Raw genomic sequence first — 23,060 nt, 5'->3', positions numbered from 1 at the left:
AACGTCACGTCAGACCGGCGGATTACCCGGGGCCGCGCCAGAGAGGCCCATGCGCCGATAGATTTCGATGGTCAGCGGCACGCTGGCGGCCAGCGGTTTCCGCTCGACACAGACAAAGGGCTGATCGGAAAAATCAGGAAACAAGACATCCCCCGCGTACTCCCGGTCGATCCGGGTGAGGATCAGGGTTTGGGCCAGGGGCAGGGCGGCACGGTACAACTGCGCGCCGCCGATGACAAAGGCCTTGGCAGCGGTCCGGCAGCAATCGATGGCCGCCTCCAGGGAGGTCACCACCGTGCAGTCCGGATGGGGCTGGAAGCCGGGAGTCCGGCTGACCACGATATTGGTTCGCCCCGGCAGAGGCAATCCGATCGAGGTGTAGGTGATGCGGCCCATGATCACCGGATGCCCCATGGTGGTGGCTTTAAAGTGGGCCATGTCTTCCGCTATGTGCCAGGGAATGGTATGATGGCGGCCGATGACCCGATTGGCGGCCATGGCGGCGATGATGATCAATTCCACGGTGATCGCCGCCCCCTGACAAGAAGACAGAACGACCAGCCCGCGCCTGCGGGGTGATCCGCCCGTGAAGGGAGGGCGTTGGCTTCGGGGCGGCAAGACTGAGCAGGCATTCTGGGAGGAACTCATGCATTTTTTGATTTACGGGGCCGGGGCCTTGGGTCAGGCCATCGGCTGCATGCTGGCCGCGGACGGCCACAAGGTCGACCTCGTGCTTCGGCCGCGCTTTGTCGAGGCGCTGCAGACCACGGGCCTGCGGGTCACCGGCATTTTCGGCGACCACGGTGTGCCGCCGGGCCAGATCGGCCTGTTCACCGGAATCAGGGGCCGAAGCGGCCGCGACTACGAGGCCATCCTGCTCACCACCAAGACGTATGACACGGACAAGGCGATCAGCGATATCGCCGCGCTGCACGAGTGCTACTGCCCGGTGGTCTCACTGCAGAACGGCTGCGGCAACCTGGAGAAACTGGCCGAACGCCTCGGCCGCGAGCGCAGCCTGGCGGGGCGGGTGATCACCGGTTTCGAGATTGAACGGCCCGGCGTGGTGCGGATCACCGTTTCCGCGGATGCCATTCATGTGGGCGGCTGCGTGCGCGGCACCATTCCGGCGGCGGCCAAACGGCTGGCCGATGCGCTCAGCCATGCCGGTCTGCCCAGCATCGCGGTGGCGGACATCTACCAGTCGCTCTTTGCCAAGCTGCTTTACAACTGCGCCCTCAACCCGCTGGGCGCCCTCCTCGGCGTCCCCTACGGCGCCCTGGGAGAGAGCGCTGAAACCCGGATGCTCATGGATCAGGTGATCGAGGAGACCTTCGCAGTGATCAATGCCATGGGCGGCACCACCCCGTGGCCCGATGCGGCCAGCTATGGCAGGGTCTTTTACGGCCAACTGATTCCGGCCACCTCCAACCACCGGGCCTCGATGCTCCAGGACCTGGACCACAACAAACCGACCGAGGTCGAAGCCATGGTCGGCTATGTGGCGGCGCAGGGCCGAAAATTCGGCGTGCCCACGCCCTGCTGCGATTTTCTCGCCGCCCTGGTGCGGTTCAAGGAGCAGCAGATGCGGCAGCCGACCTGAACCCGGCCGCCAAGAGGGCTAGCCCAACCGGGTCAGCAAGGTTTCCAGCATCCGGTTGATCACCGGGAAATGGTCCGGACCATCGCGGAAAATCTCGACCGCGCTCTGCACAAAGGGGGACGGCACCAATTCGTGGCCACAGTGGGACACGATCTGCCGCACCGTGTCCGGCGTGGATTCCAGATGAAACTGCAGCCCGAGGATACGGTTGTCGTAAACAAAGGCCTGGCTGACGCAGCCTGCGCTCTCGGCCAGATGAATCGCGCCAGCGGGAATGGCAAAGGTATCGCCGTGCCAGTGAAACACCACCGGCTGGTCGGGCAGCCCGGCCCACAGGGCGGATTGCTTGCCCGCGTCGGTGAGCCGGATCGGCAGCCAGCCGATTTCCTTGTGCCGGCCGGCGACAACGGGTGAACCGAGGGCATCGGCCAGCAGCTGCGCCCCCAGACAGATGCCCACCGCCGACTTGCCCGCGGCGATCGCTTCCCGAATCAGCGCCCGCTCCCCGGCCAGCCAGGGATACAGGCCGTCCTCGTAGATGTTCATCGGCCCGCCCATGATCACCAGCCGATCAAAATCGGCCAGCGTGGGCAAGGGGTCGCCCGCGTACAGCCGAGTCATGCTCAGGGGGTAGCCCTGCTTCTCGACCCAGTGGCCAATATGGCCCAGCCCTTCAAAGGCAACGTGCTGCAAGGCGTGGATGCGCACCGTGGTCTCCTCCTCGATACAATTGGATGCCGTGCATACTATTGCCCGCCATTCAGCCTGGCAATCGAAAACATTGCCCGCCTGGAGGAATCTACCTCGTCCTGCCTGATTCCCATTTGCAACCGCCCCGGCCCCTGCTATCCTACGCGCATACATCTCAATGGATTTTCGGCTCTTCTCCGGCATCGGGCCTTCCGGGCCGGACATTTTTGGGGAGGCGGATGTGGAGCAACCAAGGACAGCGAACGTCATCTCCCGATGCATCCAGATTCCCTGGGTCCTGGCCGGCCTGGCGCTGCTGCTGGGCGCCCTGCTCAGCTGGCGGATCGGTCTGCTGGACACGCAACAGCGGATCAGCGAGGCGCGCGGCCAGGCGCTCAACGACCTGGCCACCATCCGCGCCCGCCTGGAAGGCACCGTGGCCACGGTCTTCAGCGCCACCTCGGCCCTTGCCGATGTCATCGCCCACCAGGGAACCATCAGCCACGATCTGTTCGAGGCCCTGGCCCGGCAGGCCATCAAGGGGCATCCCCAGATTCACAACATTGGCATCGCCCCCGACAACAAGATGGCCATGATCTTTCCCCTCGAAGGCAACAAGGAGGCCATCGGGTTTCGCTACGCATCCAACCCGGAGCAGTACGCGGCCGTGCGTCAGGCGATGGCCAGCAGACGCCCCATCCTCGCCGGCCCCCACCGGCTGGTGCAGGGCGGCGAGGGACTGATCGCCCGAGTCCCCGTGTTCACCGCCGCCAACAGGCCGCCAGGGACCGAACCTCGTTACTGGGGGATCGTGTCGGTGGTGACCCGGGTCGATGCCCTGCTCGATGTCGGTGGCGTGGAGGCAACGAAGGGATTTGCCATCGGTCTGCGCAAAGTCGACCACCAGGGCGGGCCCGGCCTGATCCTGCGCGGGGAGGAGCGGCTGTTTGCCGACAATCCGGTCTGCATGCCGGTGAATGTTCCCGGAACGCAGTGGCAGATCTGCGCGGTGCGCAAAGGCGGCTGGCCGCGGAAAACGCCGATCGATTCGCCGTTGTTCTGGATCGGCCTGCTCAACAGCCTGTTGGTGGCGGCCTTCATCTGGTCGCTGGCGGCCCGTCCCGCCCGGGAGCAGATACGCAATCAAGAGCTGCGGCGGGAAGTGGCCGACCGCAAACGGGCCGAGGAGGAATTGCGCCTCTCGGAACAAAAATACGCGGCCATCTTTCGTCTGATGCCGGAAATGGCCGGCATCACCCGCATGAGCGATGGCTGCTTCCTCGAGGTGAATGATGGTTTCATCGCCATGACCGGATATGAACGGGAAGAGACCCTGGGGCGGACCTCGGTGGGGCTGGGGTTGTGGACCCAGGAGGCGCGGGCCGGAGCCATGGCCATTATCCATGAGCGGGGATGGCTGGAAAATTATGAATTCGTGCTCACCACCAAATCCGGCGACAGGCGTGATGCCCTGATGTTCATGCGGCCGATCACCGTCTGGGGGGAAGACTGCATTTACTTCATGGCCCATGATATCACCGCGCTCAAGCAGGCTCAGCAGGTTTTGGAAACGGAACGCGCCCGGCTGCGCAACCTTCTCCAGACCGTGCCGGCGATGATCTGGATGAAAGACCCGGATGGCGTCTACCTGAGCTGCAACAACCGCTTTGAACAGTTTTTCGGTACCAGCGAAGCACATATCGTCGGCAAGACGGATTACGATTTCGTCGCCCGCGAGCAGGCCGATTTTTTCCGGGCCAACGACCGCAAGGCCATCGACAACGGGCAGCCGACGATCAACGAGGAATGGATCACCTATGCCGCCGACGGCCACCGGGAGCTGCTGGAAACCATCAAGACCCCGATCTACGATGACTCCGGCCGCCTGCTCGGGGTGCTGGGGGTGGCATGGGATATCACCGAAAAGAAACGGATCGAGGAGGAACTGCGCACGGAACGCGCCCGTTTCGTCAATTTGGTTGATTCCGTGGACGGCATTGTCTGGGAAGCGGATGCGCACACCTTTGCCTTCACCTATGTCAGCCGGCAGGCGGAACGGCTGCTGGGCTATCCGGTGGAAGCCTGGGCGGCGAAGGGGTTCTGGCGCGCGCACCTCCACCCGGAGGACCGCGAGCACGTCTCTGCCCATGCCCAAGCCAAGACCAGGGCCGGCGAGGACCATGTCCTGGAATACCGTTTCCTGGCGGAAAACGGCGAGACAGTATGGATGCAAGACATGGTTACCGTGGTTGCGGAAAACGGCGTGCCACGGTGGCGGCGGGGAATCATGGTCGACACCACCGGACGAAAGGAAGAGGAGCGGGAAAAGCGCAGGCTTGAGGCCCAGCTGCGTCAGGCGCAGAAGATGGAAGCGGTCGGTCGTCTGGCCGGCGGCGTGGCCCACGACTTCAACAACCAGCTGTCGGTCATTCTCGGCTATGCCGACCTGGCGAAAAGCAGCCAACCGAGCCCGGACAAAATGCGCGGCTATCTCAATCAAATCATCAGGGCCGCCACCCAGTCGCGAGACATCACCCGCCAACTGCTGGCCTTTTCACGGCAGGAGGCCATTTCCCCCCAGGTGCTGGACCTCAACGCCGTGGTCAAGGGGGTGCACAAGGGGCTTGGCCGGCTGATCCGCGAGGACATCCGCTTCGAGGTCAGACTGGCCGATGGATTGTGGCCGATCCACATGGATCCCACCCAAGTGGACCAGGTGATCATGAACCTGGTGGTCAATGCCCGCGACGCCATGGAGCAGGGCGGCCTGCTGACCGTGACGACCGCCAATGTCCACCTGGATGCCGCCTTTGTCCGGCACTATCCGGAAATCACGGCGGGCGACTATGTGCGGTTGACGGTCAGCGACACCGGCAGCGGCATGGGACCGGAGACCCTTGCGCACATCTTTGAACCCTTCTACACCACCAAGGAAAGCGGCAAGGGCACGGGGCTTGGGCTGGCGACGATCTACGGCATCGTCAGCCAGAACAGGGGGCTGGTGCTGGTCGAGAGCGAGGTGGGCGTCGGCACCGTCTTCAAGGTGTTCCTGCCCCGCAGCACGGTCCACTCCGAGGGCCTGACCGAGGAACGGCAGCACCTACTGGCACGGGACAAATGCGGCACCATCCTGCTGGTCGAGGACGAGGAAACCGTGCGGCAAATGGCCAGGGACATTCTTGAGATGAGCGGCTACACCGTGCTGGTGGCGATGACTCCGCAGGAGGCTCTGACCATCTGCGCCGACGCGGAGCGGACGATTGATCTGCTGCTCACCGATGTGGTCATGCCGGAGATGAACGGCCGGGAATTGAGCCGCCAAATCCTGGCCCGGCGGCCGGACATCAAGGTGTTGTTCATGTCCGGTTATGCCGCAGACATTCTTGTCCTCGACGACCGGGACAGCGAGCTTCCCTTTATCAAAAAGCCCTTCACCGTCCAAGGATTGCAGGAAAAAATCGAACAGCTGCTGCGGTCGGCAGCAACAGGGAACGGCTGACGAATCACCTTCGCGGCCCCCCAAAAAAAACAGCCGCCCCGGAGGTTCCGGCAGCGGCTGTGTGCGGCAAGAGCAGATCAGGCCTATTTGGTCTGCAGCACCACGTACTGACTGTGTTCGCCGGAACGAATGCGCAACAGCACCTGGTTGGCATTGCTCGATTTTTTCAGGGCCTGCTGCAGTTCCTTGAGGGTGCGGACCCTGGTGCGGTTGACCTCCTCGATCAGCATGCCGGCCTGCAGGCCGAGTTCGGCGGCGGCACTGCCCTGTTCGACATCGGCGATGAGCACGCCCTGATTGCTGCTGTAACCGAACTGCTCGGCCACCTCCTTGGTCAGATCCTGGAGGGAGAGGCCGAGTTCGCTCAAGGTCGAACCGCCCATCTTCTTGGCCACCGAGGCCATGTCGGCGGGCTGCTCGCCCACGGTCACCGTCAGCTCCTTCTCCTGGCCATCGCGCAGGATGCGCAGCCGCAGCTCGGTGTTGGGCGGGGTCATGGCGATCTTGTTGCGCAGGTCGGCCACATCGGTCACCGGTTCGCCGTTGATGGCGGTGATGATGTCCCCCTGCTGCAGGCCGTTCTTGTGCGCGGGCGAGCCGTCGGTGACGTCGGAAATCAGGGCGCCGCCGCCCTGTTTGCCGCCAAAGGATTTGGCCATCTCCTCGTTGACATCCTGAATGAGGATGCCCAACCAGCCGCGGGTGACCTTGCCGCTCTTGCGCAGCTGCTGTTCAATGCTCTTGGCCATGTTGATCGGGATAGCGAAGCCAATGCCCATATAGCCGCCGCTTCGGGAAAAAATTGCGGTGTTCATGCCCACGGCCTCGCCGTGGATGTTGAGCAGCGGCCCACCCGAATTGCCGGGGTTGATGGCCGCGTCGGTCTGGATGAAATTCTCGTAATCGGTGATGCCCATGCGGTTGCGGCCCTTGGCGCTGACCACGCCAACGGTGACCGTCTGGTTGAGCTCAAAGGGACTACCGATGGCTATGACCCATTCGCCGACCTCCAGGGTGTCCGAATTGCCCAGGGGCAGGACCGGCAGGTTCTTGCCGTCGATCTTGATGATGGCCACGTCCGACTGAGGATCGGTGCCCACCACCTTGGCGGGGAACTCGCGCTGGTCGGCCAGGCGGACAGTGATCTTACTGGCCTCCTCGACCACGTGGTTGTTGGTCAGGATGTAGCCGTCGCTGGCGATGATGAAGCCAGAGCCGGCAGCCTCCTGCTTGAAGGTCCGCTTGTCCTGCTTGGGGTTGGTGCGCGGGTGGCGGAACTGCGGCCCGAAAAAGCGCTCAAAAAAGGGATCGTTAAACAAATCGGAAGGGAACTGCCCCATGCCCCTGGCGGTGGTTTCCTTTTCCACCCCGACATGAACCACCGCCGGGCCGGCCTTTTTCACCACCGAAGAGAAAGCCTTGGCGCTGCGGTCCAGCAAGGCCAGGTCTTCCTCGCTCTGGGCGTGGGAAGCATGAAAACCTCCAGCCAGCAGCGTCAGGCACAGCAGACAGGAGGCAAGAATCGTTTTGGTGCGCGGTTTCGATAAGGTGTGCATAATGCGAGGCTCCATTGGCTTATGGAAAAGGGACCATCCGGGACGGATGCCGGTCGGACACGGAACAACGGGCGGTCAACAACGTTGAGCAAGATAATTATACCGGGATTCCGGTTCGTCAAGAGGGCTCAGGAGAAACGCGGATCGTCCGCGAGCTCTTCCGCCGCCATGATCGGAGTGCGACCGAGGACCTCCTCGCAGTCGCCTGCCCAAGGAAGAGCGGAGACGCTCATTTATCTCTCATTCTTCTCCCATTGTTCAGAAATGTTTCCTGGTTAATTTTGAGCGTTGGAAATGGCAAAATGGCACGTTCCCCCATGGCGGGGACAGGCATGATCGGCGGCGCATCGCTGGCCTGGTGAGCCTGGATGCCATTCACACGGATTTTTCTTCCCCGGAACAGGATGCCGGGGACGATGGCGCAGGCGAGGTGGCAAACGACATGAACTCTGGTATTGATTTCAGGCGGTTGCGGATGCACGGCGGGGCCGTCCACACTTCAGGCCCCGTGCTTTACTGGATGCACCGTGCATTCCGGAGCCGGGACAACTGGGCCCTGCTCCACGCCGCCCAACAGGCCCGGTACCTGGGGGTGCCGTTGGCGGTGGCGTTCTGTCTGGCGCCGACCTTTCTCGATGCCACCCTGCGGCAGTACGATTTTTTCCTCAATGGCTTGGAAGAGACTGCCCGCAGCCTGGCCGAGGCCAACATCCCCCTGATCCTGCGCAGTGGTGACCCGGCAGAAGAAATGGTCCGCCTGTGCACCGAGTTGACCCCAGCCCTGGTTGCCACCGATTTCGATCCGCTGCGGGTCAAGCGGCAGTGGCTGCGCACCGTGACCGGCCACGTCCGCTGCCCGGTGCACGAGGTCGATTCCCGCAACATCGTGCCCGCCTGGATTGCCTCGGACCGCCGGGAATTCATGGCCAAGACCTTTCGGCCGCGCATTCATCGCCATCTCCAGGATTTTCTCACCGTCGTGCCGCCGTTGCAACCGCATCCGCATGCCTGGCCAACCCTGCCGGGCAGCCTCGATTTCCCGGCCCTGCGCGCACGCCTGCGGGTGGACCGCAGTGTCCAGCCGGTGTCCTGGCCACGATCCGGTGAAGCCGCCGCCTGGGACACCCTGGACACCTTCCTCCGCGAACGGCTGGCGGGCTACGGACAGCGCAACGACCCGAACCAATCGGTCTGCTCCAATCTTTCTCCTTTTCTCCATTTCGGCATGATCTCGTCCCACGCGATCGTCCTGGAAATAGGGCGGCGCGGCCTCCACGGCGAGGTCGTGGACAGCTTTATCGAAGAACTGGTGGTGCGGCGCGAGCTCGCGGACAACTTCTGTCTGCACACGCCGGATTATGACCAGATCAGCGGCTTTCCCGAATGGGCGCAGCGGACGCTTGCCCGGCACCGCCATGACCCGCGGCCGTACGTGTATGACGATGCGCAGTTCGACCGCGCCCAGACCCACGATCCCCTGTGGAACGCGGCCCAGCACCAGCTGGTGGCCAGCGGCAAGATGGCCGGATACATGCGCATGTACTGGGCAAAAAAGATCCTCGAATGGAGCGAAGACCCGGCGGAGGCCCTGCGCATCGCCATCTGGCTCAACGACCGCTATGCCCTTGATGGCCGGGAAACCAACGGCTACAGCGGCATTGCCTGGTCGATCGGCGGAGTCCATGACCGGGGCTGGACCGAGCGGCCGATCTTCGGCACCATCCGCTCCATGAGCGAGGCCGGCTGCCGCCGCAAATTCGATGTCAACCGCTATATCCACACCTGGACACCGGGACAGCCATCCCTGTTCCCGGCATCCCGCACCCTGTAACAGGAGGTACAACCATGGAACGCATCAATGAATCCAGTCGGGCCACGGTGGCATTCACCCTGGAGTGGACCAGTGACCGCACCCGGCACGAGGAGTACCTGTGGGCCGATCCCGTCAACTTCTGGCGGGATGTCCTTGACCCGTCATTGACCAGGGAGCTGATGGGCAAGACCGTTGGCGATCGGGCCGAGGTGGCCATTGCCGCCGACCGCTCGCCCTTTCCCCATGATCCGCGCAAACGCCTCCTGATCCGGCCCGGCCAGTTTCAGGGGCGGAACAGCCAAGGCGCTCCCCTGCGGCCGCTGCCGGGACGCTTCTACCCCCAGGGCCTGCTTCGGGGGGTGGGCGGCGTCTACCAGGTGTCGACCAGCCCCTGCCGTTTTCTCGGCACTGACGGCGCGGACCTGGCCTTCGACCTCAACCACCCGCTGGCGGGCCGCGATCTCCTCCTGCGGGCGGAGGTGATCGCCCTCCACCCCCAGCAGCAGAACGAACGCGGCGGCCGCTGCGAGGACTGGCTGGAACGGATCGCCAGTGACGGACCAGGCATGCAAGCCCGCTCTGCAGGCAGCGCAACCGCCTTTTTTACCAGCGGCGGCCCGTTCAGCCGCAACGACCCCCAGCCGGACGCGCTTTTCTATGGCCAGCCGCGACTGGTGCATCACCTGGACAGCACCGCCCGATCGGCCATCGGCCGCCGCTATGCCGAGCTGATCCGTCCCGGCAGCCGGGTGCTCGATCTCATGGGCAGCTGGGCCTCGCATCTGCCGGACAGTCTCGAACTGGCCGGCTTGACCGTGCTGGGGATGAATGCCGAGGAACTGGCCCGCAACCCGCGAGCCACCGCCACCCTGGTCCAGGATCTCAACCTCCAGCCGGCCCTGCCCTTCGCCCCGGCCAGTTTCGACGCGGTCATCTGTACGGCCTCGGTGGAATATCTGGTCGATCCCTTGGCGGTGATGCGGGAACTGCATCGGGTCGTGACGCCCGGCGGGGTGCTGGCCTTTGCCTTTTCCAACCGGTGGTTCCCGCCCAAGGTGACCCATCTGTGGTCGGAGATGCACGAGTTCGAACGGTTGGGGATGGTGGCCGAACTCTTTCACGCCACCGGCGGCTTCACCGATCTAGCCACCCTGTCACGGCGCGGCCTCCCCCGGCCGGCGGATGACCCGCACCAGGAACTGTGGCTGAGCGATCCGGTGTACATGGTCTGGGGCCGGAGGGCATGAGGCTCTCCCGGCCGCGGCAACCGGGTGGCCGGGGAATGGGAAGGAGCGGAAGGTGTTTGAGATCCGCCGACCCCCTGCCCCAGGGAACGGCGGGGCACCTTTGTTCAGGCGGGATCCTCGCTGCTGCGCACGATCTCGCCCTCGACAAGGTAGATCACCTCTTCGGCGATATTGTTGGCCCGGTCGCCGATCCGCTCCAGATGACGGGCGATGAGATAGGTGTTGACCAGGCAGGCGGCGTGATCGGGATGGTGGCTGATCTCGCCGATCACTGTCTTGTAGGCATCGTCGCGCATCCGATTGACCTCGTCGTCCATGAGAAAGATCCGCCGGGCCAGGGCCGCATCCTCGGTCACCAGGGCATCGAGGCTGGTCTTGACCATTTCCAGGGCCTTCGTGGCCATGGGCTGATAGTCAATGGCCACGACAAAGCCGTCGGCTCTGTTGCGGTTGATGGTTACCACCCGCTTGGCGATATTGACCGCGATATCGGCAATCCGCTCCAGCTCGCTGTTGATCTTGATGATCGAGACGATCAGCCGCAGGTCGCGGGCCACCGGCTGATGCAGGGCCAGGATTTTCAGGCACTCCTCCTCCACCCGGATCTCCATGTCGTCCACCTCCCAGTCGCCGGTGATCACCGCCTGGGCCTGAACCTCGTCCCCGGTTTCCAGGATGGTGCAGGCGCGGCGCAACCGGTCTTCCACCAGGGTGCCCAGTTGAAGAATCATCTGTTTCAGCTGATCGATCTCACGGTGGAAATGCATGTGTCGACTCACAGGGTTCCTCCCCGAAAAACTTGTTGTGTGCACGCAATGGTTCCTCAGTGTGCTGTTTACGGGACACGGATTATGACCCGGTTAGCGATCAATTAGGATCGCGTTAATGTCGAGCTTTTTTGTTGCACGCCCGCAGGCGCTGCATAACAGTACAGCCAGACAAACCATTTTGACGAACAGGAGATTCATGTGAGAAAACCAAGCATTCTGGTTGTCGAGGACGACGCCGACATCCAACAGCTTGTCAGCTACAACTTGATCAAGGCCGGTTTCAACGTCACCTGCGCCGACAGCGGCGAGGAAGCGTTGCAGCTGCTCGCCCGCGAACCGATCGACGCCATGGTGCTCGATCTGATGCTGCCAGGCAAGGACGGCAACGAGGTCTGCCGAGCGGTGCGCGGCCAGGAGGCGATCAAGGGACTGCCGATCATCATGCTCACCGCCAAGAGCGAGGAGGACGACATCGTCAGCGGTCTGGAGTGCGGGGCCGATGATTACGTCACCAAACCCTTCAGTCCCCGGGTGTTGATCGCCCGCCTCGAGGCGGCCCTGCGCCGCACGCCGGAACCGGTCGTGGACGCGGACGAGCAGGCCGGATTCATCAGCCGCCATGGCATGGATATCCATCCGGGCCGCCACGAGGTTCGTGTCGATGGCCAGGAGATCCACCTCACCGCCTCGGAGTTCACCATTCTCGCCCTGCTGGCCGGCCGGCCGGGCTGGGTCTTTTCCCGCCAGCAGATCATCGATCAGGTACGCGGCTACGATTACAGCATCACCCCCCGGGCGGTGGACGTGCAGATCTTCGGTCTGCGCAAGAAACTGGGGTCGGCCGGCACCTGCATCGAAACCGTCCGCGGCATCGGTTACCGCATCCGCGAGTGACAAGGCTGCTCGCCGTCCGCATCCGTCGCCTCGATTCAGCCCGCCCTGCCTGTTCAGGGTGCAACTCCATTGCCCAGGTCCGAGAACCCCATGCGTAATATTCGTCTTTTCTGGCAGATTTTTCCCGCTTGCGTCGGCATCACCCTCTTCTCCCTGCTGCTGGCCGCCTGGCTGGCGACCACCACCGGCCGTGACTTCTACATCGAGCACCTCAAGGAAGAGATCCGTGAACGTGCCCTGCTGATCGAGCCGACCATCGCCACCCTCAGCCGGGGGGAAGACCGACCCTTCCAGGATTTTGTCCGTCAGACCGGCCGCCGGGCAGCGACCCGGATCACGGTCATTGCCAACAACGGCCTGGTGCGGGCCGATTCCAACGAAGATCACAACCTGATGGACAACCACGCCACCCGGCCCGAAGTGGTGCCGGCCCTGGCCGGCGAAACCGGCTACTCCCTCCGCCACAGCCGAACGCTCGGCGAATCCATGCTCTATGCCGCCATTCCGGTGCGGCTTGGCGAGGAGGAACTGCGGGGCGCCCTGCGGTTGGCCATTGCCATCACGCCGGTGGAGATCATGCTGGCCACCCTGCACAAGAAGCTGCTGGCCATCGGCCTGGCGGTGGCCGTGCTGGCGGCGCTGCTCTCGCTCTACTCGGCGCGCCGCATCAGCCGCCCCCTGGAGGAAATAAAGCGGGGCGCCGAACAGTTGACCAAGGGGCGGATCGACCAACTGGTCAAAATCAACAGTGAACACATGTCGGCGGAGATGGCCGGGTTGGCCGGGTCGATCAACCAGATGGCCGAGCAGATCAACCGCCGGATCCGCATCATCATCCAGCAGCGCAACCAACTGGAGGCGGTTTTTTCCAGCATGGCCGACGCGGTGGTGGCCATCGATGCCGACAAGAAGATCATTCGCATGAATCAGGCGGCCGCGGCCCTGTTTGGCCTGCCTTCGGAGGGGGTCAAGGGCAAGGCGGTGCAGGGGGTGATCCGCAACCCCTATTTGCTGGAAATGGTGGATTGCACCCTTGCGCACAACACCCCCCAGGAACAGAAGGTGACCCTGTTCAACGGCACCGATCCGATCCTGCTCGATACCCACGCCGTGCCCCTGCGTGACGAGGATGACAGGAGCATGGGCGTGCTCCTGGTGATGAACGACCTGACCAAGCTCAACCGGCTGGAAAACATTCGTCAGGACTTCGTGGCCAACGTCTCCCACGAGCTAAAGACACCGATCACCGCCATCAAGGGCTATGTCGAAACCCTGCTTGACGGGGCGCTCGAGGATCAGGACAACGCGCGCCGGTTTCTCTCCATTGTCGTCCGTCAGGCCAATCGGCTGGATGCCATCGTCGACGACCTGCTGACCCTGTCACGAATCGAGGACCGGGAGCAGCGCAGGGATATCAGCCTGACGGTGGCCGAGGTTGGGCCGGTACTGGAAAGCGCGCTCCAGACCTGCGCCGTGCAGGCCGACGAGAAGGGGATTATCATCCAGGTGGAGAGCGACGAGGAGTGGTATGCGCCGATCAATCAGCCGCTCCTGGAGCAGGCGGTGATCAATCTGCTGGGCAATGCCATTGCCTACAGCCCCCAGGGTTCGCTGATCACCCTGCGTTGCCAGGGCAGTCGGAACAGACAGGGCGAGGAGTTTGTCCACCTCAGCGTGATCGATAACGGTCCGGGTATCGCCAAGGAGCATCTGCCGCGGTTGTTCGAACGTTTCTACCGCTGCGACAAGGCAAGAAGCCGCGATCAGGGCGGCACCGGTCTGGGGTTGGCCATCGCCAAACACATCGCCCAGGCCCACAACGGCACGGTGGAGGTGGAAAGCAGCCTTGGCAAGGGATCGACCTTCACCCTCATCCTGCCGGCGGCGCCACGGAATGATGGCGAACGGCGGGGCTGAGCCGATCAGAACAAGGACACGACAAGCGACAACTGCCAGGCCACCAGGCAGCCCGCCAGCGAAGTCCAAGTCATCAGGCGGCAGGCCTGCCGGATATGGCCGAGGGTCACCGATCCCAGCCCCACACCGATGTAGGGTTTTTCCACCAGCACCCCGTGGTAGGAGTTGGGACCGTTCAACCGCACCCCCAGCGCACCGGCAAAGGCGGCCTCCGGATAGCCGGCATTGGGACTGGCATGGTTGGCCCCTTCCCGCCAGCCCGTGGCCAGGGCGCGGCGGCTGGAGGCGCCGGCCACCAGGCGGCAGGCCAAGGCGATCAGCCCCACCGATAGGCGGGCGGGCAGGAAGTTGGCCGCATCGTCGATACGGGCCGCAGCCCGGCCAAACAGCAGGTAGCGCGGATTCTTGTAGCCCACCATGGAGTCCAGGGTATTGACCATCTTGTAGGCCAGGGCCAGGGGCGCGCCACCGATGGCGGCGAAAAACAGCGGCGAGAGCACGCCGTCGACCACATTTTCGGCCACGGTCTCCACCGTGGCCCGGGCGATATCGTCCGCCCCATATCGTTCCACATCCCGGCCGACAATCATCGCCACCTGGGAACGGGCCCTGTCCACCTCGCCGGCGGCCAGGGAAGCGTCGATCTCCAGGGCCGCCTGGGCCAGCGAGCGGGCCGAGAAGCAGTAGAAAAGCATGATGGTTTCCAGCGCGAACCCTGCCAGGGCATGCAGGCCATAGGCTTGACGAACGATCAGGAAGGCGAGCGCCCAGCAGCCGAGGATCAAGCTCAGGGCAAAGCACAGACCGGCCAGCAGCTCATTCTTGAACCAGCGACGAAACAGCGGCTCGGCCAGCTGGATAGTCCGCCCCATCCAGCGCACCGGGTGGGGCAACCAGCGGGGGTCCCCCAGCAGGGCGTCCAAGGCAAAGGCCGCTGGCAGGGCCATCCACGGGAGCCACTCGCCCAGGGCCGCGTTCATGGCCGTCCCGCCTGGCCCGCGCCAATCGCCGCCAGCAGGTGTTCGGCCACTGCCCGGTTAGTGGCCGCGTCCTTGAGGGCGATGCGAATGTAGCGCTCGTCGAGGCCATGGAAATTGGCACAGTTGCGGATGAGAAAGCGCCGCTCGGCCAAGGCGCGGCAAATTCCGGCGGCCGTGTGGTCCTCGGGCAGTCTGAGGAGAAAATAGGAGGTGGTGCTCGGGTACACATGCAGGCGACCGCCGTGCAACCGCTGGCGAAACAGCGTTCCTTCCTCGGACAGGTAGGCACGGGTCCGCTCGATGAAGGCCTCCACCGCCTCTTGGTTGCGACCGAGAAAGCAGACCGCCTCCTGGGCCAGGGTGTTGACGCTCCAGGGCTGCATGTAGCGGCGGAAGCGGTCGATCAGCGGCCCATTGGCCACCAGAAAACCGGCCCGCAGGCCAGGCATGCCGAAGATTTTCGACACCGACCACAGCACCACCACATTGTCGAGCAGGCAATTGCTGAGGCTGCGCGCCTGCTCCGCCGGCACAAAGGGCAGGTAGGATTCGTCGATCACAAAGCGCACCTGAGGGTGGTGGCGGCAGAGCTGCACAAGGGCCGCAGGGTCGATCAGCTGACCGGTGGGATTGTTGGGGTTGCAGAGGAAAACAGTGTCGTAGGCGGACAGACGGGCCGCCAGCCGCTCCACATCCGGGGCAAAACCGGTTTCCGGGCCAGCGAGGAAAAAATCGGGCTCGACGCCGTGCACCCGGCAGCCGTCGGTGTAGTCGGCATAGGTGGGGCCGACAATCAGCGCCCGGCGGGAAGCCAGCGCCGCGCAGGCGGTGTAGATGAACTGGGTAGTGCCGCCGCCGGCCAGCACCCGCTGCTCGTCCACTCCAAGCAGGGCGGCAATGGCCCGGATGGCTCCCTTGCCGTCGACCTCCGGCAGCACCCGGATGCGGCCGAGGTGTTCCCGAAGGTGATCGATCAGCCCCGGGACCGAACCGAGCGGATTGATGTTGCTGCTCATGTCAACGATCTCTTCCGGCCGACAGCCCAGTTCCTCGGCCAGGGCGGCGACGTTGCCTCCGTGTCCCTGGATCATCGCAGTCGCTCCTGCAGCTCCGGTGGCAACAAGGCGATGATCGCGGCAATGTCCAGGTGGCGGCCGGCATGGGCCGTCAGCTGTTCGTAGGCTTGGTCGCGAGCCGCCGGGCCGTGGAGGGTGTCCACGGCGATGTCTTCCAGGCCGACGCCAGCCAGCCAGCACCGGGTGATGGCCGGGGCGTCGAACAGACCGTGCATGTAGGTGCCGATCACCCGGCCGTTCGCACTGATGCAGCCGTCCTGATCCGTGCAGGCCACGCCGTTGCGGCGCTCCACCCGCACCAACGCCTGGCCCGCGGGCGGTTCGGTCCGGCCCATGTGGATCTCGTAGCCCTTGCCGGGAATCCCGTCCCAGGAAAAATCGGTCAGGGTGGTGGTCTTGGGTGCCCTGAGCACCGTTTCCACCGGCAGCAGGCCGAGTCCGGCGGTCGAACCGGGCGGGCCTTCGATGCCGTCCGGATCATGCACCCAGGTGCCGAGCATCTGGTAGCCGCCGCAGATGCCGAGCAGGTGACCGCCGGCGGCCGCATAGCGCAGCAGATGGTCGCGCCAGCCGCTGTCCGCCAGCCACTGCAGATCGGCGCAGGTGGCCTTGGATCCGGGCAGGATCACGGCCTTGAGTTGCTCCAGCTCCTGCGGTTGCTGCAGGTAGACCAGCCGGCAGCCGGGGAGCTGGGCCAGGGGATCGAAATCGGTGAAGTTGGAGATATGGGGGAGGCGGATAACACCGATGGTTGGTTCGGCGACAGCATCGGGGCTGAACCTGGGGGCGTTCTCGATCACCACCGCATCCTCGGCCTCGATGTGGAAATGTTTGTACCAGGGCAGCACCCCGTAGACCGGTTTGCCGGTGCGCCGCTCGATCCAGTCGATCCCGGGTTGGAACAGGCTGATATCGCCCCGGAACCGGTTGATGACAAAGCCGCGGATCTGGGCCTGCTGCTCGGGCGAGACACAGGCCAGGGTGCCGACGATCTGGGCGAACACTCCGCCCCGATCGATGTCGGCGACAAGAATCACCGGCGCCCCGGCATGGGCGGCCATGCGCAGGTTGACGATGTCATGCGCCATCAGATTGACCTCGGCGCAGGAACCGGCCCCCTCCATGATCACCAGATCGCAGCTGGCGCGCAGCCGGGCCAGGGCCGCGCAGCTCTCGGTAAAGAGATAGTCTTTTTTGGTGTAGTAGGATTGGGAGGAGGCGTCCATCCAGGCCACGCCGTTGAGCACCACCTGCGAGCCGACATCGCTGACCGGCTTGAGCAGCACGGGGTTCATGTCGCAGTGCGGCGCCACCCGGGCCGCCTCGGCTTGGACGATCTGGGCCCGGCCCATCTCCGCCCCTTCCGGAGTGACCCCGGAATTGTTCGACATGTTCTGGGCCTTGAACGGCGCCACCCGGATGCCCCGGTTGGCGAAGATCCGGCACAGGGCGGTGGTGACGATACTCTTGCCCACGTCCGAACCGGTGCCAAGCACCGCCAGACAGGCTGCTTCGTTCGACATACTTGCCTCCGCGGGAGACGGCAACAGGCCGCTCCTCATCCTCGGTTAGCCTTCAATGCCCTTGCGGGCGAGAACGCCCCGGTCGTAGTAATGCTTCACCGCCCGCATCTCGGTGACCAGATCGGCACGGGCCAGCACCGATGCCGGCGCGCCTCGTCCAGTCAGCACCAGTTCCACCTGCGGCGGCCGCTGGTCGATCAGCGCCAGCAAGTCGGCCTCGGTGAGCAGCCCCAAGGCACAGGCCACATTGGCCTCGTCGGCGATGACCACCTCGTGTTCGCCCGCCCGCAGCACCTGCCCAATCTCCTCCAGGGCATGACGGGCCGCGTCCCTGTCGCCTGGGGAGGGCTCGGTGAGCAAGAAACAGCCCCTTCCGAACTGCCTAACGGTGATGCAATCGGCAAGGCGCTCCAACACGTTGAGCTCACTGTAGTCGGCGTTTTTGATCAACTGGCCGATGTAGACCTTGAGCCCGGCGCCGGCAGCCCGCAAAGCCAATCCAAGGGCTGCGGTGGTCTTGCCCTTGCCGTCCCCGGTATAGACCTGAACGTACCCCACCATATCCGTCTCCGCTGAGCAGTGCCCGGAATGAGGGACACGGCAGCGGCATTGCGACGTGCACGGCCTCCCAAACAGGGCGAAATGATGACTAATAGATAATCGCCTGCCAACAGTCAACAGCTTTTCATCGAACCAGGAGGCTTGTCGGCGCGATCACCGCCGCAGGATTTCGGCGGCAAGCGGCACAATGAGCCAACTGCATTGCGGTGAAAATACTTTTCAGCAATGGTTTCTGAAAATATTCTTCAAGATCCTATTGAAAAAATTGCGGAAAAGTGCTTCCTATCCTCCGGTGAAAAATTCGCTAACTCATGTTTGTTCATCAGGAGAAACTATGAAAAGAACGCAACCGCATTCCTCCCTGCGTCGACCGATCCTCTCCGCCGCGCTGATTGGGTTGTCGTCTGTCATGCTGACCTCGCCGGTCCATGCCGACGACGAGATCAGGGTCGGTGGAATCATCCAGGTTCCGTTTGCCCTGAGTGCCAACCGTTCCTTTTTCGATCCCTCGACCATCAGGCTGGGCGTGACCTGCCAGTATGCCGAGGTGGAAGAGGACGAGATCACACTCACCCATCACGTGACCAACAGGTACGAACAGGGGGTTCTTGTCAGCACCGAGGAGCACACCTCCGTTTCGGATATTGACCAGGGCAACCGGGTCTATGGGGTGGAAGGCAATCTGTTTGTCGAACTGTTCAACAGTTTGAATCCCTCTGCGGAACTGCTCGGGTTTTATGGCAACAACCACGTCCAGGGGGCTTTGGGCGCGGGCTACAGCCTGGCCAACGACTTCTTTCTCGACGCCAAGGTCATGTTCCCCTATTCGGAAATCGGCATCCGCTTTCCCGGGGAGGTGGAACTCTATGGCGGGGCCAAGACCCTGGGCGACTTCAATGCCGCACGGGAGGAGGAGCTGGTGAACGTGACCACCACCATCACCGAAACGACGGTTATCGAACAGTGAACGGTTGGGGCGTGACAACGCCCCTCTTCCGGCACGGCGCCTGGTTGTGCATCTCCCGCCGAAGCGATGCGAAAACAACTACCGGAGAGTCAATTGGCAACAAACAGCAACGGGGAGAACGGTCTTGGCCGTTCTCCCCGTTGCTGTTGTGATGCGGACCGGTGCTTATCGCGCTGGACAAAAGGCCTTGACCGGGGCGTCCGGAACGGCCAGGCAATCGACCAGTTGCTCCTGCTCCCGGTCGGTGGCCACCATCCCTTCCTTGACCATGTCCTTGACGATGCCTTTCCAGGTGAAACGGCCCTTGCCTTGTTTGATCTTGGGACAAATGTAGGTGACGAAATGGCACGTGGCGCATTTATTCCGCACCAGTTCCTGACAATTTTCGCCAGCCGCGGCTGAGCCGGCTGGCGGCAGCACCGTGGCCGCGAGCAGACAGCCGAGCGCGACAACACCGCGTGCACTGGATGATTTCACGATGTGCATGGAAAGCGTCCGTTTATCGTTGAGGCCTGTGTTGATCGGCCAAGTATGCTGGCCTGCGCCCCATGCGGTCGAAAACGGTGCGCATCGTCCGCATGAAGCGTTTCTCCGGCGATCAGTGGGAGAACAAGGGCAGGTGCTTGGCCGACATTTTGTAGAGAAATACGCCCAGGGAAATGATGCCCAGCGACACCAAAAACTCCATCCATGAGGGCGAGTAGGCGGAACCCCGCCAGGTGTTGTAACTTTCCATGCTGAACAAACAGACGTTCATCCGGTTGAGCAGCACGCCGGTGATCACCAGCATATTGATCGAAAAGAGGGCGTTGACGTTGGTGCGCACCGTTTTGAGACTGAGCAGACCGATGGGCAGGATGACCCCGATCAACATCTCCAACAGATACATGTTGCCCTCGAGCGAGCCGTCGAAGGCCATGCCAGGACTGGCGACGGCAAACAGCTGGTAGAGTTTGAGCAGCAGATAAAAGCTCAGCACGATAAGCACGCCCCGTCCCAGGCCGAAAAAGATTTCCTTGTCGACCTTGTGACCGAGGAACTTGGCGCTGAGCATGGTTTCGAAGCTGACCATGCTCAGGCCCATGGCCACGGCGGAAACCAGGAAGTGAAAGGGCATCTTGGTATCCCACCACAGCGGCGACATCTTGGAGGGGGCGATCAGGAACACCGCGCCCAGCGACGATTGGTGCAAGGTGGAGAGCATGACGCCGAAGATGACCGCGCCGACCATCACCTTGCCCACGGCCCGGCGCGCCTTTTCCCAGCCCAGCCGTTCAAAAAGCATAGGGCTGAACTCCAGGGCCAGGGTGGTGGTGTAGAAGATGACGTGCATCGCCACGACCCACATGACCGAGTGGTACTGCCACATGACCATGGGGTGCGGCAAACGGAAGGGGTGGCCGATGTCGAGGAAAATGGCCGCCACCGCCATCAGGTAACCGAGAAAGGCGGTGAGGATGGCCGGACGGACGATGGGCCGGTATTTTTTCCAATTGAACAGGTAGACGGCGCAGGCGATGATGAACCCGCCCGCCGCCATGGCCACGCCGCCGAGCACGTCGAGGCCGAGCCAGAAGCCCCACGGGTAGCCGTCGTTCATGTTGGTGACCGCCCCGAGGCCAGACAGTATTCGATAGAGGGCGACCACGGTTCCGACGATGATCAGCACCACCATGACGATGGTCGCCGGCGTCCACGTTTTAATGTTTGGATTCGATTCCATTGCGTTTCACCTCATATCCAAAGTGACGGAGTTGTTCGACCACGGCTCCGATGGTTTTCTCCATTCCGGCCTCCACCTCCGGGGAGAGGCCGATGCCGACATCGAGTTGTTTGGGCTCTATGCCGTAGAGGGTCAGGTGTCTGGGCATGGTGTCGGTGAGCTGGGCCGCGGCGAGCACGTCGCAGATGCCCAGCTGGTGCGGGGTGGTGCGGGCGAGAAAGGCCTTGGGCACATGGTCGCCCTCGACCAGGACCACGGTTCCCGGCTCGCGGTCGCCCCGCAGGGCATCGATGAGGATGACGTGGTCCTTGCTGTCGAGCATGGCCAAGAGCTCAAATCCGGCCGTTCCGCCATCGACGCATTCCACCTCGGGCGGCAGGGTGTAGCGGCGGGACAGCTCCTCAATTGTCCGGCAGCCGACGCCCTCGTCGCCGATCAGCAGATTGCCGATGCCCAGCACCAGCGCCTTCATCCCGCCCCCGTTCACAGCACTCTGACCTTGGTGATCGGGGTCTTGCGGCCGTCGACCAGGTGGATGGCGCAGGCCAGGCAGGGATCAAAGCTATGAACCGTGCGCAGCACCTCCAGCGGCAGTTCGGCGTTGGCCACCGGATTGCCCACCAGCGAGGCCTCGTAGGGGCCGAGCGCCCCCTGGTCGTTGCGCGGCCCGGCGTTCCAGGTGGAGGGCACCACCGCCTGATAATTCTTGATCTTGCCGTTTTCGATCACGATCCAGTGGGACAAGGTGCCGCGCGGGGCTTCGTGGAACCCGACGCCGCGTTGCTCGCCCCGTGGAAAAACCGGGGCGTTGAAGGTATCGAGGTCCCCCTTGCCGATGTTGTCGATCAGGGCCTGCCACTGGACGCTCAAGGTATCATGAAGCACGGCGCAGCGTACCACCCGGGCGGCGATTCGACCGATGGTCGAGTGGAGGGCGTCAATGCCCACCGTGGCGCCGGCCAGGGCCGAGACGGTCTGCAGGGTGGCATCGACATACTGCTTGGTGGCTTGGTGGCCGGCAAGATACATGGCCACCACGTGGGGCAGGGGGCCGACCTGGGCCGGCTGCCCCATGAAGGTGGGGGCCTTGACCCATGAGTACTTCTTGTCGTACTCGAATCCGGTGTAGTTGGGTACTGTTTCCCCCTCGTAGGGGGAGCGGTCCCAGTTGCCGTTGTACCAAGCGTGTTTGATCGACTCCTTGATCGAGTCGTAGAGCACCGTTTCCTTTTGGCTGGCGATCGGGCGGAACTTGGCGAGATCACCGCCCGGGATGTAACCACCGGGCAGGGCAAAGGTCGTGCCCTTGCTGTCCATGGGCATGTCGGGCACGGACAGGTAGTTGAGCACGCCGGCGCCGTATTGGGTCCAATCGGCGTAGTAGGCGCCGATCGCGGCCACGTCGGTGAGCATGGCCTGCTTGATGAAATCGCCCACCTCGTCGATCAGGGTCTTGATGTGGAACAATTTTTCAATCGTCAGATTGGCCGGACTGTCGGGATTGATCGGGTTGGTAACCCCACCCACCGCCAGGTTCTGGATGTGCGGCGTCTTGCTGCCGAGAATTGCCACCACCTGATTGATCTTGCGCTGATATTCCAGGGCCTGCAGGTAATGGGTGGCGGCCAGCAGGTTGACCTCGGGGGTGAGTTTCATCGCCGGATGCCCCCAATAGCCGCTGGCAAAGATCCCCAATTGCCCACTGGCGATGAATTTTTTCAGCCGGTCCTGGACCGCTTTGATCTCCTGGACACTGTTGCCCTTCCAGCCGGACAGCTTCTGTCCGAGCGCGGCGGTTGCCTGGGGATCGGCGGTGGTGGCGGAAACGATGTCCACCCAGTCGAGGGCGCACAGCTGATAGAAATGAACCATGTGATCGTGGATGCCGTGAGCGCCGACGATCATGTTGCGGATGTACTGGGCGTTGAGCGGAATCTCCAGTTTCAGGGCATCCTCGACCGCCCGCACCGAGGCCATGGCGTGGACGGTGGTGCAGACGCCGCAGATGCGCTGGGTATAGGCCCAGGCATCCCGGGGATCCCTGCCTTTGAGGATGATTTCAATGCCCCGCCACATCTGTCCCGATGACCAGGCATTGGTGATCTTGCCGTTGTCGACTTCGCAATCTATCCGCAGATGCCCCTCTATTCTGGTGACTGGATCAATGGTGATTTTTTGGGCCATGGTGTTCTCCTTTACACTCCCGCTGCTGGGGGATGAATGTCACTTGATATCAACGTT

The 23,060-nt window shown here is 63.2% G+C and carries 20 protein-coding genes; 7 read left to right on the top strand and 13 right to left on the bottom strand.

Annotated elements, in window-relative coordinates:
* Positions 1-9 precede the first annotated feature (9 nt).
* Entirely contained in the window at positions 10-522 is a 513-nt protein-coding gene (locus DESPR_RS16785; protein WP_015725995.1) for a dihydrofolate reductase, read from the bottom strand.
* A 124-nt stretch (positions 523-646) separates the two neighbouring features.
* Here DESPR_RS16785 and DESPR_RS16780 point away from each other — a divergent pair, with 124 nt between their 5' ends.
* Positions 647-1,603, top strand: coding sequence for a ketopantoate reductase family protein (locus DESPR_RS16780; protein ID WP_015725994.1), 957 nt, complete (start codon positions 647-649; stop codon positions 1,601-1,603).
* 18 nt (positions 1,604-1,621) lie between these two features.
* Here the strand turns inward: DESPR_RS16780 and DESPR_RS16775 are convergent, their stop codons facing one another.
* Positions 1,622-2,311, bottom strand: a complete 690-nt coding sequence (locus DESPR_RS16775) for a type 1 glutamine amidotransferase (protein ID WP_015725993.1) — start codon at positions 2,309-2,311, stop codon at positions 1,622-1,624.
* A 160-nt stretch (positions 2,312-2,471) separates the two neighbouring features.
* On the opposite strand from DESPR_RS16775, the gene DESPR_RS17585 reads away from it, so the two are divergent.
* The gene (locus tag DESPR_RS17585) at positions 2,472-5,792 is read left to right on the top strand and encodes a PAS domain S-box protein (protein ID WP_015725992.1); all 3,321 of its coding nucleotides are present in this window, start codon (positions 2,472-2,474) and stop codon (positions 5,790-5,792) included.
* An 83-nt stretch (positions 5,793-5,875) separates the two neighbouring features.
* On the opposite strand, the gene DESPR_RS16765 is transcribed toward DESPR_RS17585, so the two are convergent.
* Positions 5,876-7,348 carry a DegQ family serine endoprotease gene (locus DESPR_RS16765; protein ID WP_015725991.1) on the bottom strand — a complete coding sequence of 491 codons (1,473 nt, stop codon included), beginning with the start codon at positions 7,346-7,348 and terminating at the stop codon, positions 5,876-5,878.
* A gap of 229 nt (positions 7,349-7,577) precedes the next feature.
* Positions 7,578-7,844: a hypothetical protein gene (locus DESPR_RS18670; protein WP_169701477.1), complete on the bottom strand. Its 267-nt coding sequence runs from the start codon at positions 7,842-7,844 to the stop codon at positions 7,578-7,580.
* A 24-nt stretch (positions 7,845-7,868) separates the two neighbouring features.
* Between DESPR_RS18670 and DESPR_RS16760 the strand changes: the two genes are divergently transcribed.
* Together DESPR_RS16760 and DESPR_RS16755 are read left to right on the top strand one after the other, a co-directional pair.
* The gene (locus tag DESPR_RS16760; RefSeq protein WP_218918258.1) at positions 7,869-9,179 is read left to right on the top strand and encodes a deoxyribodipyrimidine photo-lyase; all 1,311 of its coding nucleotides are present in this window, start codon (positions 7,869-7,871) and stop codon (positions 9,177-9,179) included.
* 14 nt (positions 9,180-9,193) lie between these two features.
* Complete coding sequence (locus DESPR_RS16755; protein ID WP_015725989.1) at positions 9,194-10,408, top strand: methyltransferase domain-containing protein; 1,215 nt, start codon at positions 9,194-9,196, stop codon at positions 10,406-10,408.
* 104 nt (positions 10,409-10,512) lie between these two features.
* Here DESPR_RS16755 and phoU read toward each other — a convergent pair whose 3' ends face one another.
* Complete coding sequence (gene phoU / locus DESPR_RS16750) at positions 10,513-11,175, bottom strand: phosphate signaling complex protein PhoU (protein WP_043770268.1); 663 nt, start codon at positions 11,173-11,175, stop codon at positions 10,513-10,515.
* A gap of 201 nt (positions 11,176-11,376) precedes the next feature.
* On the opposite strand from phoU, the gene DESPR_RS16745 reads away from it, so the two are divergent.
* Both DESPR_RS16745 and DESPR_RS16740 read left to right on the top strand, forming a co-directional pair.
* Complete coding sequence (locus DESPR_RS16745) at positions 11,377-12,072, top strand: response regulator transcription factor (protein ID WP_015725987.1); 696 nt, start codon at positions 11,377-11,379, stop codon at positions 12,070-12,072.
* A gap of 90 nt (positions 12,073-12,162) precedes the next feature.
* Complete coding sequence (locus DESPR_RS16740) at positions 12,163-13,989, top strand: sensor histidine kinase (protein WP_015725986.1); 1,827 nt, start codon at positions 12,163-12,165, stop codon at positions 13,987-13,989.
* Between the two features lie 5 nt (positions 13,990-13,994).
* On the opposite strand, the gene cbiB is transcribed toward DESPR_RS16740, so the two are convergent.
* Genes cbiB through DESPR_RS16720 form a run of 4 tightly spaced genes read right to left on the bottom strand, consistent with a single transcriptional unit; the run spans position 13,995 to position 18,129 of the window.
* Positions 13,995-14,969 (bottom strand): adenosylcobinamide-phosphate synthase CbiB, encoded by a 975-nt coding sequence (gene cbiB, locus DESPR_RS16735; RefSeq protein WP_015725985.1) that lies wholly within the window; start codon positions 14,967-14,969, stop codon positions 13,995-13,997.
* A complete protein-coding gene (locus tag DESPR_RS16730; RefSeq protein ID WP_015725984.1) occupies positions 14,966-16,060 on the bottom strand; it encodes a threonine-phosphate decarboxylase in 1,095 nt (364 codons plus the stop codon). The genes cbiB and DESPR_RS16730 overlap by 4 nt, the downstream gene beginning before the upstream one ends.
* Positions 16,057-17,568, bottom strand: coding sequence for a cobyric acid synthase (locus DESPR_RS16725; protein ID WP_015725983.1), 1,512 nt, complete (start codon positions 17,566-17,568; stop codon positions 16,057-16,059). The genes DESPR_RS16730 and DESPR_RS16725 overlap by 4 nt, the downstream gene beginning before the upstream one ends.
* 45 nt (positions 17,569-17,613) lie before the next feature.
* The gene (locus DESPR_RS16720) at positions 17,614-18,129 is read right to left on the bottom strand and encodes a cob(I)yrinic acid a,c-diamide adenosyltransferase (RefSeq protein ID WP_015725982.1); all 516 of its coding nucleotides are present in this window, start codon (positions 18,127-18,129) and stop codon (positions 17,614-17,616) included.
* A 334-nt stretch (positions 18,130-18,463) separates the two neighbouring features.
* Here DESPR_RS16720 and DESPR_RS16715 point away from each other — a divergent pair, with 334 nt between their 5' ends.
* Positions 18,464-19,096, top strand: a complete 633-nt coding sequence (locus tag DESPR_RS16715) for a hypothetical protein (RefSeq protein WP_015725981.1) — start codon at positions 18,464-18,466, stop codon at positions 19,094-19,096.
* Between the two features lie 165 nt (positions 19,097-19,261).
* Here DESPR_RS16715 and DESPR_RS16710 read toward each other — a convergent pair whose 3' ends face one another.
* The 4 genes from DESPR_RS16710 to DESPR_RS16695 all read right to left on the bottom strand — a co-directional run bounded on the left by DESPR_RS16710 (position 19,262) and on the right by DESPR_RS16695 (position 23,003).
* A complete protein-coding gene (locus DESPR_RS16710) occupies positions 19,262-19,582 on the bottom strand; it encodes a hypothetical protein (protein ID WP_015725980.1) in 321 nt (106 codons plus the stop codon).
* Positions 19,583-19,694: 112 nt separating this feature from the next.
* Complete coding sequence (gene nrfD / locus DESPR_RS16705) at positions 19,695-20,819, bottom strand: NrfD/PsrC family molybdoenzyme membrane anchor subunit (RefSeq protein WP_015725979.1); 1,125 nt, start codon at positions 20,817-20,819, stop codon at positions 19,695-19,697.
* Positions 20,797-21,291 carry a HyaD/HybD family hydrogenase maturation endopeptidase gene (locus DESPR_RS16700; protein ID WP_015725978.1) on the bottom strand — a complete coding sequence of 165 codons (495 nt, stop codon included), beginning with the start codon at positions 21,289-21,291 and terminating at the stop codon, positions 20,797-20,799. Before DESPR_RS16700 ends, nrfD begins: the two co-directional genes overlap by 23 nt.
* A gap of 11 nt (positions 21,292-21,302) precedes the next feature.
* The gene (locus DESPR_RS16695; RefSeq protein WP_015725977.1) at positions 21,303-23,003 is read right to left on the bottom strand and encodes a nickel-dependent hydrogenase large subunit; all 1,701 of its coding nucleotides are present in this window, start codon (positions 23,001-23,003) and stop codon (positions 21,303-21,305) included.
* Between the last annotated feature and the right edge of the window lie 57 nt (positions 23,004-23,060).

Source organism: Desulfobulbus propionicus DSM 2032 (genome assembly GCF_000186885.1).
Taxonomy (GTDB): Bacteria; Desulfobacterota; Desulfobulbia; order Desulfobulbales; family Desulfobulbaceae; genus Desulfobulbus; species Desulfobulbus propionicus.
The sequence above is the reverse complement of the archived record's forward strand: the minus strand, read 5'-3'. Positions and strand labels throughout refer to the sequence as shown.